The 15,158-nt window shown below is 72.7% G+C and carries 14 protein-coding genes, 1 other RNA gene and 1 pseudogene; 13 read left to right on the top strand and 3 right to left on the bottom strand.

The window, feature by feature from the left end; translation table 11 throughout:
- Positions 1 to 7: 7 nt before the first annotated feature.
- Genes cysT through BMY04_RS16255 form a run of 4 tightly spaced genes read left to right on the top strand, consistent with a single transcriptional unit; the run spans position 8 to position 3,850 of the window.
- On the top strand, positions 8 to 898 hold the full coding sequence (cysT, locus tag BMY04_RS16270; protein WP_091183254.1) for a sulfate ABC transporter permease subunit CysT: 891 nt from the start codon (positions 8 to 10) through the stop codon (positions 896 to 898).
- Positions 891 to 1,754 (top strand): sulfate ABC transporter permease subunit, encoded by an 864-nt coding sequence (locus BMY04_RS16265; protein ID WP_091183251.1) that lies wholly within the window; start codon positions 891 to 893, stop codon positions 1,752 to 1,754. Before cysT ends, BMY04_RS16265 begins: the two co-directional genes overlap by 8 nt.
- A gap of 10 nt (positions 1,755 to 1,764) precedes the next feature.
- Complete coding sequence (locus tag BMY04_RS16260) at positions 1,765 to 2,802, top strand: sulfate/molybdate ABC transporter ATP-binding protein (protein WP_091183248.1); 1,038 nt, start codon at positions 1,765 to 1,767, stop codon at positions 2,800 to 2,802.
- Between the two features lie 52 nt (positions 2,803 to 2,854).
- Positions 2,855 to 3,850 carry a DUF2332 domain-containing protein gene (locus BMY04_RS16255; RefSeq protein ID WP_232506451.1) on the top strand — a complete coding sequence of 332 codons (996 nt, stop codon included), beginning with the start codon at positions 2,855 to 2,857 and terminating at the stop codon, positions 3,848 to 3,850.
- Positions 3,851 to 4,072: 222 nt separating this feature from the next.
- On the opposite strand, the pseudogene BMY04_RS16250 reads toward BMY04_RS16255, so the two are convergent.
- Positions 4,073 to 5,524, bottom strand: a pseudogene (locus BMY04_RS16250) (catalase); the annotation flags it as partial.
- 185 nt (positions 5,525 to 5,709) lie between these two features.
- Positions 5,710 to 5,883, bottom strand: coding sequence for an SPOR domain-containing protein (locus BMY04_RS22435; RefSeq protein ID WP_139209908.1), 174 nt, complete (start codon positions 5,881 to 5,883; stop codon positions 5,710 to 5,712).
- 89 nt (positions 5,884 to 5,972) lie between these two features.
- Here BMY04_RS22435 and map point away from each other — a divergent pair, with 89 nt between their 5' ends.
- The 3 genes from map (at position 5,973) to rnpB (ending at position 8,328) form a co-directional block, all read left to right on the top strand.
- Positions 5,973 to 6,824: a type I methionyl aminopeptidase gene (gene map / locus BMY04_RS16245; RefSeq protein WP_198410207.1), complete on the top strand. Its 852-nt coding sequence runs from the start codon at positions 5,973 to 5,975 to the stop codon at positions 6,822 to 6,824.
- An 81-nt stretch (positions 6,825 to 6,905) separates the two neighbouring features.
- Positions 6,906 to 7,754: an alpha/beta fold hydrolase gene (locus BMY04_RS16240; RefSeq protein WP_091183243.1), complete on the top strand. Its 849-nt coding sequence runs from the start codon at positions 6,906 to 6,908 to the stop codon at positions 7,752 to 7,754.
- Between the two features lie 171 nt (positions 7,755 to 7,925).
- Positions 7,926 to 8,328, top strand: an RNA gene (gene rnpB, locus BMY04_RS16235) — RNase P RNA component class A.
- A 472-nt stretch (positions 8,329 to 8,800) separates the two neighbouring features.
- Here the strand turns inward: rnpB and BMY04_RS23125 are convergent.
- Positions 8,801 to 9,361, bottom strand: a complete 561-nt coding sequence (locus BMY04_RS23125) for a hypothetical protein (RefSeq protein WP_198410206.1) — start codon at positions 9,359 to 9,361, stop codon at positions 8,801 to 8,803.
- 399 nt (positions 9,362 to 9,760) lie between these two features.
- On the opposite strand from BMY04_RS23125, the gene BMY04_RS16220 reads away from it, so the two are divergent.
- From BMY04_RS16220 to BMY04_RS16195, 6 genes are all read left to right on the top strand, one after another.
- Complete coding sequence (locus tag BMY04_RS16220; protein ID WP_091183238.1) at positions 9,761 to 11,089, top strand: NAD(P)/FAD-dependent oxidoreductase; 1,329 nt, start codon at positions 9,761 to 9,763, stop codon at positions 11,087 to 11,089.
- Positions 11,076 to 12,575 (top strand): cytochrome b, encoded by a 1,500-nt coding sequence (locus BMY04_RS16215; protein WP_091183235.1) that lies wholly within the window; start codon positions 11,076 to 11,078, stop codon positions 12,573 to 12,575. The genes BMY04_RS16220 and BMY04_RS16215 overlap by 14 nt, the downstream gene beginning before the upstream one ends.
- A gap of 53 nt (positions 12,576 to 12,628) precedes the next feature.
- Positions 12,629 to 13,531 carry an RNA polymerase sigma factor SigJ gene (sigJ, locus tag BMY04_RS16210; RefSeq protein ID WP_091183230.1) on the top strand — a complete coding sequence of 301 codons (903 nt, stop codon included), beginning with the start codon at positions 12,629 to 12,631 and terminating at the stop codon, positions 13,529 to 13,531.
- 71 nt (positions 13,532 to 13,602) lie between these two features.
- A complete protein-coding gene (locus tag BMY04_RS16205) occupies positions 13,603 to 14,406 on the top strand; it encodes an SDR family oxidoreductase (RefSeq protein ID WP_091183227.1) in 804 nt (267 codons plus the stop codon).
- Between the two features lie 9 nt (positions 14,407 to 14,415).
- Positions 14,416 to 14,868 (top strand): type II 3-dehydroquinate dehydratase, encoded by a 453-nt coding sequence (gene aroQ / locus BMY04_RS16200; RefSeq protein ID WP_091183224.1) that lies wholly within the window; start codon positions 14,416 to 14,418, stop codon positions 14,866 to 14,868.
- A 49-nt stretch (positions 14,869 to 14,917) separates the two neighbouring features.
- Positions 14,918 to 15,157, top strand: a complete 240-nt coding sequence (locus BMY04_RS16195) for a hypothetical protein (protein WP_091183220.1) — start codon at positions 14,918 to 14,920, stop codon at positions 15,155 to 15,157.
- Position 15,158: the final 1 nt, after the last annotated feature.

Genomic DNA, 15,158 nt, shown 5'->3' with positions numbered 1-15,158 from the left:
TGCGGCGGTGACCACCGCCGTCACGCCGTCGGCGAGCGACGCGCTCGCCGGCACGGCCGCGTCCGAGGACACCCCGACCCCCGGTCGGTCCCCGCGGGGCCGCAGGCGGCGCACCACCCTGACCCGCGCCTCGGCGATCGGGCTCGGCGTGGCGATGCTGTGGTTCAGCCTGCTCGTGCTGATCCCCCTGGTCGCCGTGGTCGTGCAGGCGTCGAGCGGCGGCTGGGCCGGCTACGCCGAGGCCCTAACCAGCCCGCAGACGCTGGCGGCGCTGGAGCTGACGGTCGGTCACGCCGTGCTCGTCACGCTCGTCGACGTCGTCATGGGCACGGCGATCGCCTGGGTGCTCGTGCGCGACTCGTTCGTGGGCAAGCGCGTGCTCGAGGTCGTCATCGACGTGCCCTTCGCGCTGCCGACGATCGTCGCCGGCCTGGTGCTGCTCAGCCTCTACGGGGCCGGCTCGCCGCTGGGCCTGCACTGGGCGAACACCTCGCACGCGGTGACGCTCGCCTTCCTCTTCGTCACCCTGCCCTTCGTGGTGCGCACCGTGCAGCCCGTGCTCATGGAGATCGAGCCCGAGGTCGAGGAGGCCGCGGCCTCGCTCGGGGCCAGCCGCTTCACCGTCTTCCGGCTGGTGATCCTGCCGAGCCTCGCGCCGGCCATCACCTCGGGCGCCGCGCTGGCCTTCGCCCGGGCGATCAGCGAGTACGGCTCGCTCGTCCTGCTCTCGGGCAACCTGCCCTACTCGACCGAGGTCGCGAGCGTCCGGATCCTGTCGTTCATCGAGGGCGACCAGCTCACGGCCGCGTCCGCGGTCGCCTCGGTGCTGCTGCTCGTGGCCCTCGTCGTCATCGTCGGGCTCGAGGTCGTCTCGCGGCGGGTGGCCCGGCATGGCTGACACGACCGCCACGACCCGCGGCGGGCGTACGCGCACCGTCCGCCAGCCGTCCCGGCTGCGCTGGCCCCTGCGGATCGCCGTGATCGTCTACCTCGGGCTGCTGGTCGTCTGGCCGGTGGCGATCGTCGCCTTCAAGACCTTCGAGCGCGGGCTCGGCCCGGTGCTCGAGGCCCTCGGCCAGCCCGAGGTCGTCTTCGCCTTCGAGCTCACCGTCGCCAACGCGTTCTGGGCCGTCGTGATCAACACGGTGTTCGGCGTCGGCATCTCGCTGCTGCTGGTCCGCTACGAGTTCCCCGGCCGCCGGGCGCTGTCGGCGCTGGTCGACCTCCCGCTGTCGGTCTCCCCCGTCGTCGTCGGCCTCGCCCTGCTGCTCGTGTACTCGGGCCGGACCGGCTGGTTCGGCCCCACGCTGGAGCGTCTCGGGCTGCAGGTGATCTACGCGCAGCCCGGGATGATCATGGCCACGGCGTTCGTCAGCCTGCCGCTGGTCATCCGCGAGGTCGTCCCGGTGCTGCACGAGATCGGCACCGACCAGGAGCAGGCGGCCAGCAGCCTGGGCGCGTCGGCCTGGCAGACGTTCGGCCGGATCACGCTGCCCGCGATCCGCTGGGCCCTCGTCTACGGCGTCGTCCTCAGCCTGGCCCGCTCGCTCGGCGAGTACGGCGCGGTCAAGGTCGTCTCCGGCGGCGTCGCGCTGCGCACCCAGACCGCGACGCTGCTGGTCGAGGAGCGCTACTCGCAGTTCGGCGCCGACGCCACGACGGCGGCGTACGCGGCCGCGTTCGTCCTCGCCCTCCTCGCCGTCGTCGCGCTGGTCGTCGTGTCCGTGCTGCGCCCCTCCGACCACGACCGCTGAAGGTGAACCCGTGAGCATCAGGATCAGCGACGTCAACAAGTCCTTCGGCGACTTCGCGGCGCTCAGCGACATCGACCTCGACCTGCCCAGCGGCCAGCTGACCGCGCTGCTCGGCCCGAGCGGCGGCGGCAAGTCGACGCTGCTGCGCATCATCGCCGGCCTCGAGGTCGGCGACACCGGCACGGTGGAGATCGAGGGCGTCGACGCGACCCGGCTGCCGGCGCGCAAGCGCAACGTCGGGTTCGTCTTCCAGCACTACGCCGCCTTCCGGCACATGAGCGTCGCCGACAACGTCGGCTTCGGGCTCAAGATCAGGAAGCGGCCCAAGGCCGAGATCAAGGCGCGTACGGCCGAGATGCTCGAGCTCGTGCACCTCTCGCAGTTCGCCGACCGGCTGCCCGCCCAGCTGTCGGGCGGGCAGCGCCAGCGCATGGCGCTCGCCCGCGCGCTCGCCATCGAGCCCACGGTGCTGCTGCTCGACGAGCCGTTCGGCGCCCTCGACGCCAAGGTCCGCAAGGAGCTGCGCGACTGGTTGCGCCGCCTGCACGACGAGGTCCACGTGACGACGGTGTTCGTCACCCACGACCAGGAGGAGGCGCTCGAGGTCGCCGATCGCATCGTGGTGATCAACCACGGCCGCGTCGAGCAGGAGGGCACGCCCGACGAGCTCTACGACGCCCCCGCGAGCGAGTTCGTCATGGGCTTCCTCGGGCCGGTCACCACGCTGCAGGGCCACCTCGTCCGCCCGCACGACCTCGAGCTGGAGAGCCACCCCTTCCCCGAGACCGTCGAGGGCCGGGTCGCCCGGCTCACCCGCGTCGGCTTCGAGGTCCGGGTCGAGGTCGACGTGGCCGGCGAGCGGGCGCCCGTGCTCGTCACGCTGACCCGCGCCGAGTCGGCCCACAAGGGGCTCACCGAGGGCAGCGCGGTGTGGGTCCGCCCCGTGCCCGGAGCCTCGCGGGTCGCGGTCACGGACCCGGCGCGGACGGCCGCCGAGCCGGACCTGTCGACCGGCTCAGGAGAGCCCCTGGTCGCCCCGCTCGCCTGATGCGCGCGAAGGACAGGACCGGCCGGGGCGCCCGGGTCGGTACGGTGCCGGCGTGAGCCTGCCGCCCGAGCTCGAGGCCGTCGCGCGCCACTACCGCGGCTTCGCGACCTCGACGCACGACCAGTCGGCCTGCTTCGAGGAGTGGTCGCGCGGAGTGTCCGACGACGTCGAGGTGCTCGCCTGGATCGCGACCCTGCCCCGCGGCAAGCAGCAGCCGAACCTCGTCCTCGCCGCCGCCCGCTGGCACGGCGTGCCGGCGCCCGGCCCGTACGCCGGTCTGCGCGCGGCGCTGCTCGGCGACGACGGCGCCATCCGCACGACGATCCTCACCCGCCGCACCCAGACCAACGAGGTCGGCCGCCTCGCGACCCTGCTCCCCGCCCTCGCCCGGATCGCCGCGGACGAGGGGCCGCTGGCCCTGCTGGAGGTCGGCACGAGCGCTGGTCTCTGCCTCTTCCCGGACCGCTACGCCTACGCCTGGCCGCCGCTCGGGACCCTCGACGGCCCGGGACCGATCCTGACCTGCGCGGCCGAGGGCCCGCTCCCCGTGCCCACCGGCGCGCTGCCCGTGGCCTGGCGGGGCGGCGTCGACCTCGACCCGGTCGACGTCCGCGACGACCGCGCCGTCGCCTGGCTCGAGACCTGCGTCTGGCCCGAGCAGGAGGAGCGACGTGCACGGCTCCGCGCCGCCGTCGCGATCGCCCGCGCCGACCCGCCGCGCATCGTGCGCGGCGACCTCTTCGACCTCCTCGACGACCAGGTCGCGGCGGCGGCCGAGCACGGCCCGGTCGTGGTCTTCCACAGCGCCGTGGCGATGTACCTCGACCGCCCCGGGCGGCAGCGGTTCGTCGAGCGGATGCTCGGCCTCGTCGACGCGGGCGCCTGCCACTGGGTCAGCAACGAGCAGCGCGACATCCTGCCCAGCGTCACGGCGACCGTCCCCGCCGCTGCGGCCGAGCCGGACGACTGGCTCTCCTTCGTGCTCGGCGTCGACGGCCGGGCGGTCGCGCTCACCCACCAGCACGGGGCCGGCGTCCGCTGGTTCTGAGGCTTCCGGCGCCCGGGCCCCCGAACGCGCGAGACCCCGTCCCCACGAGGGGACGGGGTCTCGACGTCGACCTCAGAGCCCGGGTCGACCCGCGGGCAGCGGCCCGTCGTTCAACGGCGTGGTCTTGTCGACCGCGACGTCCTTGTTCACCGGGGTGTCGGGGTCGTCACTGGCAGGAGCCGGTCCGTGGGCCTCGACCGACGGGTCGGCGGCGAGCTCGGCGATGTGGTCGCCGACCGCCTTGTCGATGCTGCGCCAGTAGTCGAAGACGCGCTCCTTCAGGTCGGGCCGCACCGTCCCCAGCGTGGAGGCGACGGTCTGCGCCAGGCGGTCGCGCTGGGCGGCGTCGAACACCTGGTTGACCATGGCGTTCGCCTGGCTGAAGTCGTCGTCGTCCTCGCGCAGCGTGTAGGCCTGCCGCACGAAGTCGCCGTCCGCCTCCCACCCGGTCCCCGCGAACAGGTCGGCCTTGACCTCGGGCCCGCCCACCGTGTTGGGGAAGTAGACCGGCTGGCCCGGGTTGAAGTCGTAGCGCATCGCGCCGTCGAACTCGTAGGTGTTGACCTCCACCTTCGGGCGGTTCACGGGCAGCTGGTGGTAGTTCGGGCCGATGCGGTGGCGGTGCGTGTCGGCGTAGGAGAAGACCCGCCCGAGCAGCATCTTGTCCGGGCTGAAGCCGATCCCGGGCACGACCGCGCTGGGCTCGAAAGAGGCCTGCTCGATCTGGGCGAAGTGGTTCTCGGGGTTGCGGTTCAGGGTCATGCGCCCGACCTCGATCTCGGGGTAGTCGCCGCGCGGCCACACCTTGGTCAGGTCGAAGGGGTTGATCCGGTAGGTCTTCGCGTCCTCGTACGGCATCACCTGGACCTTGAGGACCCAGGAGGGGAACTCACCCTCGGCGATCGAGTCGAACAGGTCGCGACGGTGCGCGTCCGGGTCGGTCGCGGCGGTCTGCGCGGCCTCCTCGTTGCTGAGGTTCTCGACGCCCTGCTCGGAGTGGAAGTTGAACTTCACCCAGCTGCGCACGCCCTCGGCGTTGACCCACATGTAGGTGTGGGAGCCGTAGCCGTTCATGTGGCGCCACGTGCGCGGGATGCCGCGGTCGCCCATGAGGTAGGTGACCTGGTGGGCCGACTCCGGGCTGAGGGTCCAGAAGTCCCACCGCATGTTCCAGTCCTGCAGGCCGGAGTCGGGCTGGCGCTTCTGCGTACGGATGAAGTGCGGGAACTTCATGGCGTCGCGGACGAAGAAGATCGGGGTGTTGTTGCCGACGAGGTCCCAGTTGCCCTCGGTCGTGTAGAACTTCAGCGCGAAGCCGCGCGGGTCGCGCACGGTGTCCGCCGAACCGAGCTCGCCGGCGACCGTCGAGAAGCGGGCGAGCATCTCGGTCTTCACGCCCGGCTGGAACATCGCCGCGCGGGTCAGGTGGCTGACGTCCGCGGTGGTCTCGAAGACGCCGAACGCGCCGCCGCCCTTGGCGTGCACGACCCGCTCCGGCACGCGCTCGCGGTCGAAGTGCGCCATCTGGTTGACGAAGTGGAAGTCGTGGAGCAGCAGCGGCCCGTCCGCGCCCACGGAGAGGGCGAACTGGTCGCTGGGTGCCGGGGCGCCGCTGTCGGTCGTCGACACCTTCGCACCCGGGCCGGTCGGCGGAGCCTGGAAGTCGGTCGTCATGCGTTTCCTCCCGTCGGGCAGGGCTACGGGACGGTCGAGGGGCCGAGCCGGAGGGACGGGCCCGACGTCCGCCGCCTCGTCGTCATGCTTACCCCGCGGGCCTGAGCGCCACCTTGGCGGGGCGGCACCCGTGCGCCCTCGGCCCGACCACGCTCGTCGAGGGCGGCGCGGTCACCGCGCCAGGGTCAGTCGTCGTCCCAGGAGTCCGCGGCGTCGTTGCGCTGCTGCACCGTCTCGAGCGCCCGTTCGGCGTCCTCACGGGTCGGGTACGGACCGAGGCGGTCGGCGGCCTTGCCCGCCTTGTCGTCCTGCACCGCCTGCTTGGTCTTGAGGTCGAACCACCAGTCGCCGTCGGCCATGTCGCCTCCTCGCTCGGGCGACCCGGCGCCGCCGCACGCGGGTGACGCTACCGTCCGCGGCGACGGCGGTCGCACGTAGCATCGGGAAGGTGTCCACCGCCGTCCAGCCCGCCCCGGTCTCGGGCGTCCGGAGCGTCCCGAGCACCATCCCGCGCCCGGAGTACGTCGGTCGGCCCGGTCCCGCGCCGTACGACGGCCCGGACGTGCAGACGCCCGAGACGGTCGAGCGGATGAGGGTCGCCGCGCGGATCGCGGCGCAGGCCATGGAGGCGGCCGCGGCGGCCATCGCCCCGGGCGTCACCACCGACGCGATCGACGCCGTCGCCCACGAGTTCATGCTCGACCACGGCGCGTACCCCTCGACGCTCGGCTACCGCGGCTTCCCCAAGTCGTGCTGCACCTCGGTCAACGAGGTGGTCTGCCACGGCATCCCCGACGCCCGTCCGCTCGAGGACGGCGACCTGGTCAAGATCGACGTCACCGCGTACAAGGACGGCGTGCACGGCGACAACTGCGCCACCTACTTCTGCGGCGACGTCGACGAGGAGTCGCGCCTGCTCGCCGAGCGCACCCGCGAGGCGCTGGACCGCGCGATCAGGGCCGTCCGGCCCGGGCGCGAGGTGAACGTGATCGGACGGGTCGTCGAGAGCTACGCCAAGCGGTTCGGGTACGGCGTCGTGCGCGAGTACACCGGCCACGGGGTGCACACGACCTTCCACTCCGGGCTGGTCATCCCGCACTACGACGAGCCGCGCTACGACACGGTGATCGAGGCGGGGATGACCTTCACGATCGAGCCGATGATCACCCTCGGCAGCGGTGCGACGACGATGTGGGACGACGACTGGACGGTGCTCACCGTCGACGGCAGCCGGTGCGCGCAGTTCGAGCACACGCTGGTCGTCACCGACACCGGCGCCGAGGTGCTGACCCTCCCCTGACCGGCTGAGAGCTCGCTGCGGATGGGCTGTGCATCGACCCCGCCCGAGGGTCTGTCGCGCGCGACCGGCCATGATGGGGACATGACCGACGTCTCCGTCAAGAACGGCCTCCTGACCAGCATCACCCTCCACGTCGAGGACAGCGGCGGCACCGGCCGCCCGGTCGTCCTCATCCACGGCTGGCCGCTCTCGGGCGAGTCCTGGAGCGAGCAGACCGGCCCGCTCGCCGCCGCCGGCTACCGCGTGATCACGTACGACCGCCGCGGCTTCGGCGAGAGCGACAAGCCCAAGGGTCTCGGCACCTCGGGCTACGACTACGACACCCTCGCCGACGACCTGCACGGCCTGCTCACCGAGCTCGACCTGCACGACGTCACCCTCGTCGGCTTCTCGATGGGTGGCGGCGAGGTCGCGCGCTACGCCTCGAAGCACGGCAACGAGCGGGTGCACAGCGTCGTCTTCGCCGGCGCCGTGCCGCCGTACCTCGCCAAGTCCGACGACAACCCGGACGGTCCCCTGGACGCCGACACCGCCGCCGGCTTCGAGGCCGGCGTGAAGAACGACCGCGAGAAGTTCTTCGACCAGTTCATGACCCAGTTCTTCTCGGCCGACGGCACGCTCACCGTCACCGAGGACCAGCGCCAGCAGGCGCTCGCGCTCGAGGCCCAGGCCGACCACCGCGCGGAGCTCGGCTGCCTCAACGCCTTCGGCACGACCGACTTCCGCGAGGACCTCACGAAGATCACCGTGCCGACGCTGGTCATCCACGGCGACTCCGACGCGGTCGTGCCCTTCGAGGGTTCCGGCAAGCGCACCCACGAGGCGATCGCGGGCTCCGAGCTCGTCGTCGTCGAGGGCGGCCCGCACGGCTTCAACGTCAGCCACGCCGGCGAGCTCAACGAGGCCCTGATCGCCTTCCTCGCCAAGTAGGACCTCCCCCTCGAAAGTGGTCGTTCGGGAGCCCGTGCATTTCACGATGTCGTGAAATGCGCGGGCTCACCCACGTCTGCAGGGTGGGAAGAGCACGAGGAACCTCGGCTGAGTGGGTTCCCGCGACGACTTTCCGCCAGCGGTGCCGACCCACTACCCTTCCTGGCGGGACGAGTCGGTCAGGCGGCCGCGGCGTACGCCCTCGGGCGGGCGTCGAGGAAAGTCCGGACTCCGAAGAGCACGGTGGTGGGTAACGCCCACCCGGGGTGACCCGCGGGACAGTGCCACAGAAAGCAGACCGCCCGTCGGCCTCGGCCGGCGGGTAAGGGTGAAACGGTGGTGCAAGAGACCACCAGCGCCCCTGGTGACAGGGGTGGCTCGGCAAACCCCACCGGGAGCAAGACCAAGAAGGCACCCTCCTGCAGAGGAGGACGCCGCGGGAGCGTTCGAGGGCTGCTCGCCCGAGCTCCCGGGTAGGTCGCACCAGGCCGCTGGCGACAGCGGTCGCAGATGGATGGTCGCCCCCTCCGCCTCGGCGGAGGGACAGAATCCGGCTTACCGACCGGCTCGTCCCCCTCCTCGCCGGCCGAGGTGTCAGGTCGTCCTTCTGGCTCACGCGCGCCGCCTCGTCCAGACCAGGTCGCGCGGATGCGTGTGCAACCGGAGATGAATGGGGGCACCTGCACGCCGCGACGGCCGCCTGGCCCATTGGAACTGCCGTGGCTTGAACACCTGCAGGACCGCTCGATTAAGGACTCGCCACCCCTGCGGATCCGCGTCGCCGGAGGAACTGCGCGCACCGCCAGCAAGCTTGGGAGGGCGTGGTTAAGGCTGAGGCTTCCCGAGAGACGGTCGTGCTGTGTTGGTGATGCAGCCAGCGTTCGTGCAGACGCGCGCTGCCTTCACCCAGCGGCCGCCGTCGTCGGCGAGACGCCGCTGCTCCTCGACCCACTTGGGCACAACCTCGCCCTGACACTGCCTGCACGGGTCCATTCGTAGATCTGCAGGCTGCTGCCCGAGCGGGTAGCGACGCTCCTCCTGACGCGTCATGCTCGACCGGCCAATCCCTTGCCAGGAACTCTTTCAGCGCTCGCTGAGCCACCGGCCACCAAATCAGCCTCTCGTCGACCGCGCGCGTCCTCCACGCTCTTGCGCAAGGCGGCGACGAGGTCGACGACCTCAGCCTCCGGCTCCTCAGGAAGTTCAGAGCTGACGCCTTCGGTGGTAGGCACCGCCGTGGTGACGAGTTGATGCACGCGTTGGTGGGATACCCCGATGAGTTCGGCGACCTCGCGGAGCGGAACCTCGGCGCTCACCAGATCGCGCGCAAGCCGGCTGGTGCGCTCGGCAACGTTCCGATTGATCCTGTCGGACACCTCTCGGTCGAAGAGCAAGGTGGTTACCCGATCGCCGGGGACGCCACTGATGTCGCCGTAGGTGATCGTGACTTCGACGTCCTCGAGCTTGAGCCCCTCGTGCACGGCAACGAGCTCGCGGGCCATGAGAGGCACTTCAGCGACGTGCCGGGCTTGGGTGACTGCGTCGATGCTGGGGACCTGCACCATCCACCAACGGCCCTCTCTGGTGACGAACGCCTCGTACATCATCGCCCTGCCTCCTCGATCGCCCTGTTGACTTGCCGCACCACACCCGCCGAGATGGTCCGGTGTCCATCCGGCACTGACACTGACACCGACCCCTTCACCCACTTCGTGTGACTTCCGACCGTGCGCCCGGGCAGGAAGCCTGCATCACGTAGACGCTTGACGACCGATCGTGTGGGCTCATCACTGACCATGCTTCAGTCTAGTCTAGTAGACGAATATAAGTCTATGGAACTAGACATAAGAGCGCAGGCGTTGTGATGTTCGGGTTGCTTCAGCTGCGTCAACCACTCGAGCCTCGTCAGGTCCGCCTCCTTCCGTCGACTGAACCCCTTCCGCCTCCTGTCACAGATCCGCCTCCTGCCTTGTCTAGAGGGTGACGGACGAGACGAGGAGGCGGCGATGCCGCGGGTGCTGGTGGTCGGGGGCGGGTACGCGGGGTTCTACACCGCGTGGCGGCTGGAGAAGCTGCTGCGGCCCGGCGAGGCCGAGGTCGTGCTGGTCGACCCGCGGCCGTACATGACCTACCAGCCGTTCCTGCCCGAGGTCGCCGCGGGCTCGGTCGAGGCCCGGCACGCCGCGGTCTCCTTGCGCCGGCACCTGCGGCGCACCCGGCTCGTGCCCGCTGCGGTGACACGGATCGACCACGCCCACCGCCAGGTCGAGCTCGACCACGGAGCCGGCGAGGAGCCGGAGACCCTCGGCTACGACGTACTGGTGGTGACGGCGGGGGCGGTCACGCGCCGGCTGCCGGTCCCGGGCGTCGGCGAGCACGCGATCGGGCTGAAGCACGTCGAGGAGGCCGTGGCCATCCGCGACCGGCTGCTCACCTCCTTCGACCGGGCGGCGGCGCTGCCTCCCGGTCCGGAGCGCCAGCGGCTGCTGACCGTGGTCGTGGTGGGCGGCGGCTTCAGCGGCGTCGAGGGGTTCGGCGAGCTGCTGTCGCTGGCGACGGCCCTGCTGCGCGCCTACCCGCCGCTCACCCTGGCGGACCTCGGCTTCCACCTCGTGGAGGGCACCGGCCGCATCCTCCCGGAGGTCTCGCCCGGACCGGGCGAGTGGGTCCGGCGCTCGCTCGAGCGCCGCGGCGGTCACGTGCACCTCGAGACGTTCCTGACCTCCGCCGAGGACGGCCACGTCGTGCTGTCGGACGGCACCCGGCTCGAGTCCGACCTCGTGGTCTGGACGGCCGGCAACGGCGCCAACCCGGTCGTCGCCCGGCACACCGACCTGCCCGTGAACGAGCGCGGACTGGTCGTCGTACGCCCCGACCTGCGGGTCGGCACCGACGCCGACCCGGTCCCCGACGCCTGGGCGGCCGGCGACGACGCGGCCGTCCCCGACCTGAGCGCCCCCGAGGGCGGCACGCTCACCGTCCCGAACGCCCAGCACGCCGTGCGCCAGGGACGACTGCTCGCCCGCAACGTCGTCGCCGTCCTGCGCGGCCGGCAGCCGGAACCGTACGTGCACCGCAGCCTGGGCGTCGTCGCCACCCTCGGCCTCGGGCGCGGGATCTTCCAGTCCGGCCCGCTGGTCGTGAAGGGGTTCCCGGCCTGGCTGATGCACCGCGGCTACCACGTGCTGGCCGTGCCCACCTGGGAGCGCAAGGTCCGCGTCCTGGCGACCTGGCTGCCGGCCCTCGTGTTCGGCCGCGACATCGTCTCCCTGCAGTCCGTGCAGCACCCGCGCGACGCCTTCGTGGCCGCAGGGGCACCCCGTGCCGACCGCTGAGCGCGAGCCCGACCCGCCCGACCCGACGCGCTCGGGCCGCCTGCTCGCCTGGCTGGCCGAGGGCAACCCGCTCGGCCGGCGGGCGTCGGCCCTGGCGCGGACGCTGCACCACCGGGCGCAACCGACGACGTGGGCGCTGCTGTGGGGAACGGTCTCGGCCGGGTGCTTCGTCGTGCTGCTCGTCACCGGCCTCCTGCTCCTGCCCGCGTACGACCCCTCCGGTGAGGTCGTGACCTACGCCGGCGGCTACGCGCCGCTGCACGGCCTGGCGGTGTCGCGGGCCTTCGCCTCGACCGTGCACCTGTCGCTCGACGTCCCCGGCGGGCTGCTGGTGCGCCAGACCCACCACTGGGCGGCGCTGGTGCTCCCGGCCTCGCTCGTCCTGCAGCTGACCGGGGCGTTCTTCACGGGCGCGTTCCGGCGGCCGCGACGCGCGGCGTGGGTGCTGCTGGTCGCCACGTTCGTCGTCGTGCTCGGGGCCGGGTGGAGCGGCTACGGGCTCCCCGACGACGACCTGTCCGGCACCGGTCTGCGGATCGTCGAGGGCACGACCCTCGCCCTTCCGTTCGTCGGCACGTGGCTGACCTTCGCGCTCTTCGGCGGCGAGTACCCCGGCCGCGTCGTCGAGCACCTCTACGTCGTGCACCTGCTCGCGCCCGCGGCGCTCGTCGTGCTGGTCGCGCTCCGGCTGCGGCTGGTGCTCCGCGCGGGCCCGGTCCAGCTGCCCGGCGCCGGACGGGACGCCGACCGGGTGGTGGGCCTGCCGGCCTGGCCGCAGGCGGCGGCCCGCGTGCTCGGCCTGGGCTTCATCACCGCGGGGGTCCTCACCCTCATGGGCGCCACGATGACCATCAGCCCGGTCTGGCGCTACGGCCCGGCCTCCCCCGCCGATGCGTACGCCGGCAGCCAGCCCGACTGGTACACGGCGTTCCTCGACGGCGCGCTCCGCCTGGTCCCGCCCGGCTGGGAGCTCTCGGTCGCGGGCCGGACCTGGACCCTCGCGGTCCTCGTGCCGCTCGCGGCCATCGGCACGTTCTTCGCGGTGCTGCTCGCCTGGCCGCTCCTCGAGGAGCGCCTCGGCGGCGACCGGGGCGAGCACCAGGTGCTCGACCGCCCGCGTGACCGGCCGGCGCGGACCGGCGTCGGCGCGGCGGGCGCCACCTTCTACGGCACGCTCTGGCTGGCCGGCAGCGCCGACCTGCTCGCCACCCAGCTGCACCTCTCCTTCGAGGGTGTGGTCGTCGCGCTCCGGGTGGTCCTCCTGGCCGGCCCGGTGCTCGCGTTCGCGGTCGCGCGGACGGCGTGCCGGACGCTGCGCGCGTACGAGGAGGAACGGGAGCGCGACGGCGCCGAATCGGGCGTCCTCGAGCAGTCCCCCGACGGCGGCTTCACCGAGCGGCACGTCCCGGTGCCGTCCGCACGCGCGCCGAGGACCCTGACGGCGGCCGGCCCGCCCGAGCCCATCGCGGCCGGGGACGGGCCGTGACCCCTCCGGCCACCACGGCGTCCGCGCCGCGGCCGGGGCCTAGCATCACCGGTGTGCCGGCGGCCTCCGACCCCCTGGACGACGCGGCCGAGACGTTCGCTGCCGTACGGCGGCGGCTGTTCGCGGTCGCGTACCGGATGCTCGGCAGCTGGACCGAGGCCGAGGACGTCGTGCAGGAGGCGTGGCTGCGCTGGCAGGGCACGGACCGTTCCGTCGTGGACAACCCGGTCGCGTTCCTCACCACGACCACCGCCCGGCTCGCCCTGAACGTCGCGCAGTCGGCCCGCGTACGGCGCGAGGCCTACCTGGGCCCCTGGCTGCCGGAACCCGTCGACACCGGCGCCGACCCCACGCTCGGCGTCGAGCGCGACCAGGAGGTCGGGACCGCGCTGCTGCTGCTCCTGGAACGGCTGACACCGACCGAGCGTGCGGCCTACCTCCTGCGCGAGTCCTTCGACTACGCCTTCGGCGAGGTCGCCGAGGTCCTCGGGACCAGCCCGGCCAACGCCCGCCAGCTGGTCAGCCGCGCGCGCAGGCACCTCTCCTCCCCGCAGCGAGCGGAGGTCGCGCCGGGCGTGCACCGGCGCCTGATGGAGACGTTCCTGCAGGCCGCGCAGAGCGGCGACGTCGCCGCGCTCGAGCGCCTGCTGGCCGAGGACGTCGTGACCCTGTCCGACGGGAACGGCATCCGCGGGGTGGCGCGGCTCCCGGTCACGGGCCGGGAGCGGGTCGCCGCCTTCGTCGCGGCGTTCCGGGCCCGCCGCTTCTGGGACGGCGCACACGTCGAGCAGGTGGAGGCCAACGGACGCCCGGCAGCGCTGGTCCGCGACGCGGAGGGCGTCCCGCTGGCGGTGCTGACGATGCGCGCCACCGACGCGGGCATCGAGGAGCTGCAGTGGCAGCTGAACCCGGACAAGATCGCCGGCTTCCTGCGCTCGGGCTCTCGCGGCGACTGACCGGGCCGGGTGTCACACCTGACCCCGCTGCCCGGTCAGGAGGGTGGAACCGCAACCCGGAGGAGCAGCACATGAATATCGCCATCATCGGCAACGGCCTGATCGGCCGCCAGCTCGGCGCCCGTCTCGTCGAGGACGGGCACGACGCCACGGCCCTCGGCCGCGGCGACGGCATCGACACCACCACCGGCGAGGGCCTGGCCGACGCGCTGGCCGGCGCCGACGTCTGCGTGGACCTGACCAACTCGCCGTCGTGGGCCGACGACGAGGTCCTCGCGTTCTTCACCACCTCGAGCCGGCACCTGCTCGACGCCGGGCGGGAGGCCGGGGTGGGCCACCACGTGGTCCTCTCGATCGTCGGCGCCGACCGCGTGCCGGACTCGGGCTACCTGCGCGCCAAGCTCGCCCAGGAGCAGGTCGTGCAGGACGGTCCCCTGCCCTTCTCGATCGTCCGGTCGACGCAGTTCTTCGAGTTCGTGCCGGGCATCGCGGACGCCGGGGAACGCGACGGGCAGGTGCACGCGACGCCGGCGCACCTGCAGCCGATCGCGTCCGCCGACGTCGTCGCGCACCTGGCGCAGCTCGTGGCCGCCGCGCCGCTCGGCCGGACGGTCGAGGTCGCCGGACCCGAGCCGCTCGGCCTGGACGCGCTCGTCCGGCGCCTCTTCGCGGCCACCGGCGACCCGCGGCCGGTGGTCACCGACCCCCAGGCGCCCTACTTCGGGGCCGTCCTCACCGATTCGATGCTGACCCCGACCTCCGGCGGCGACGCCTGGCTCGCGCCGACCACGTACGACACCTGGCTCCGCCGCCAGGGCTCGCCCTCCCGCCAGCCCGACGTCGCCGGTCCGACGTCGGCAGCCCGACGTCGCTAGCGTGGACCCGTGCCCCGGCTGCTGCTGCTCAACGGACCGAACCTCAACCTGCTCGGCACCCGGGAGCCAGGCATCTACGGCTCCGAGACGCTGGCCGACATCGAGGCGCTGGCCCGCCGCACGGCGCAGGCGGAGGGCCTCGAGCTGCGGGCCGTGCAGAGCAACTCCGAGGGCGCGCTCGTCGACGCGGTGCAGGCCGCGCGGGAGGACTGCGCCGGCGTCGTGGTCAACGCCGGGGCCTACACCCACACCTCGGTCGCCCTGCGCGACGCCCTCGCGGCGGTGGCGCTGCCCTTCGTCGAGGTGCACGTGAGCAACGTGCACGCCCGCGAGGAGTTCCGGCACCACTCCTACCTGGCTCCCCTGGCCAGCGCCGTGATCGTCGGTGCCGGGGTGCAGGGGTACGCGTTCGCCGTGCAGCGGCTGGCGACGCTGCTCACCGCCGGCCGAGATCGCGCCTGAGCTCCTGCGACCCCTCGCGCGCAGCCTCCGCGCGACCTACCGTGGAGGGATGACGACGTCCGGGCTGCACGCGGGGCGCCGCCGCCTGCAGTGGCACACCACCCTCGTCCTCGTCGGCACGCTGGTCGTCGCCGGCGCCCTGCTCGCGTCCACCACCGCCCTGCTCCCCCTGCTGGTGACGACCGCGGTCGCCCTGGCCGGCGCCACGGCCTTCGTGCTCGGCGTGTCCGCCAGCATCTCCGCCTTCCTCCAGCGCGAGTCGTACGCCGACTCCGACTTCTGGCGCTGAG

This window comes from Microlunatus flavus, from assembly GCF_900110855.1.
Lineage (GTDB): Bacteria > Actinomycetota > Actinomycetes > Propionibacteriales > Propionibacteriaceae > Microlunatus > Microlunatus flavus.
This window is presented reverse-complemented; position numbering and strand designations above follow the sequence as displayed.

Bases quoted from the DNA above. Each gene is read 5' to 3' on its own strand.
- BMY04_RS16265 (WP_091183251.1), top strand. From the start codon at position 891: ATGGCTGACACGACCGCCACGACCCGCGGCGGGCGTACGCGCACCGTC.
- BMY04_RS22435 (WP_139209908.1), bottom strand. From the start codon at position 5,883: ATGGCCGACGGCGACTGGTGGTTCGACCTCAAGACCAAGCAGGCGGTG.
- BMY04_RS16240 (WP_091183243.1), top strand. From the start codon at position 6,906: ATGACCGACGTCTCCGTCAAGAACGGCCTCCTGACCAGCATCACCCTC.
- BMY04_RS23125 (WP_198410206.1), bottom strand. From the start codon at position 9,361: ATGATGTACGAGGCGTTCGTCACCAGAGAGGGCCGTTGGTGGATGGTG.
- BMY04_RS16220 (WP_091183238.1), top strand. From the start codon at position 9,761: ATGCCGCGGGTGCTGGTGGTCGGGGGCGGGTACGCGGGGTTCTACACC.
- BMY04_RS16205 (WP_091183227.1), top strand. From the start codon at position 13,603: ATGAATATCGCCATCATCGGCAACGGCCTGATCGGCCGCCAGCTCGGC.
- BMY04_RS16195 (WP_091183220.1), top strand. From the start codon at position 14,918: ATGACGACGTCCGGGCTGCACGCGGGGCGCCGCCGCCTGCAGTGGCAC.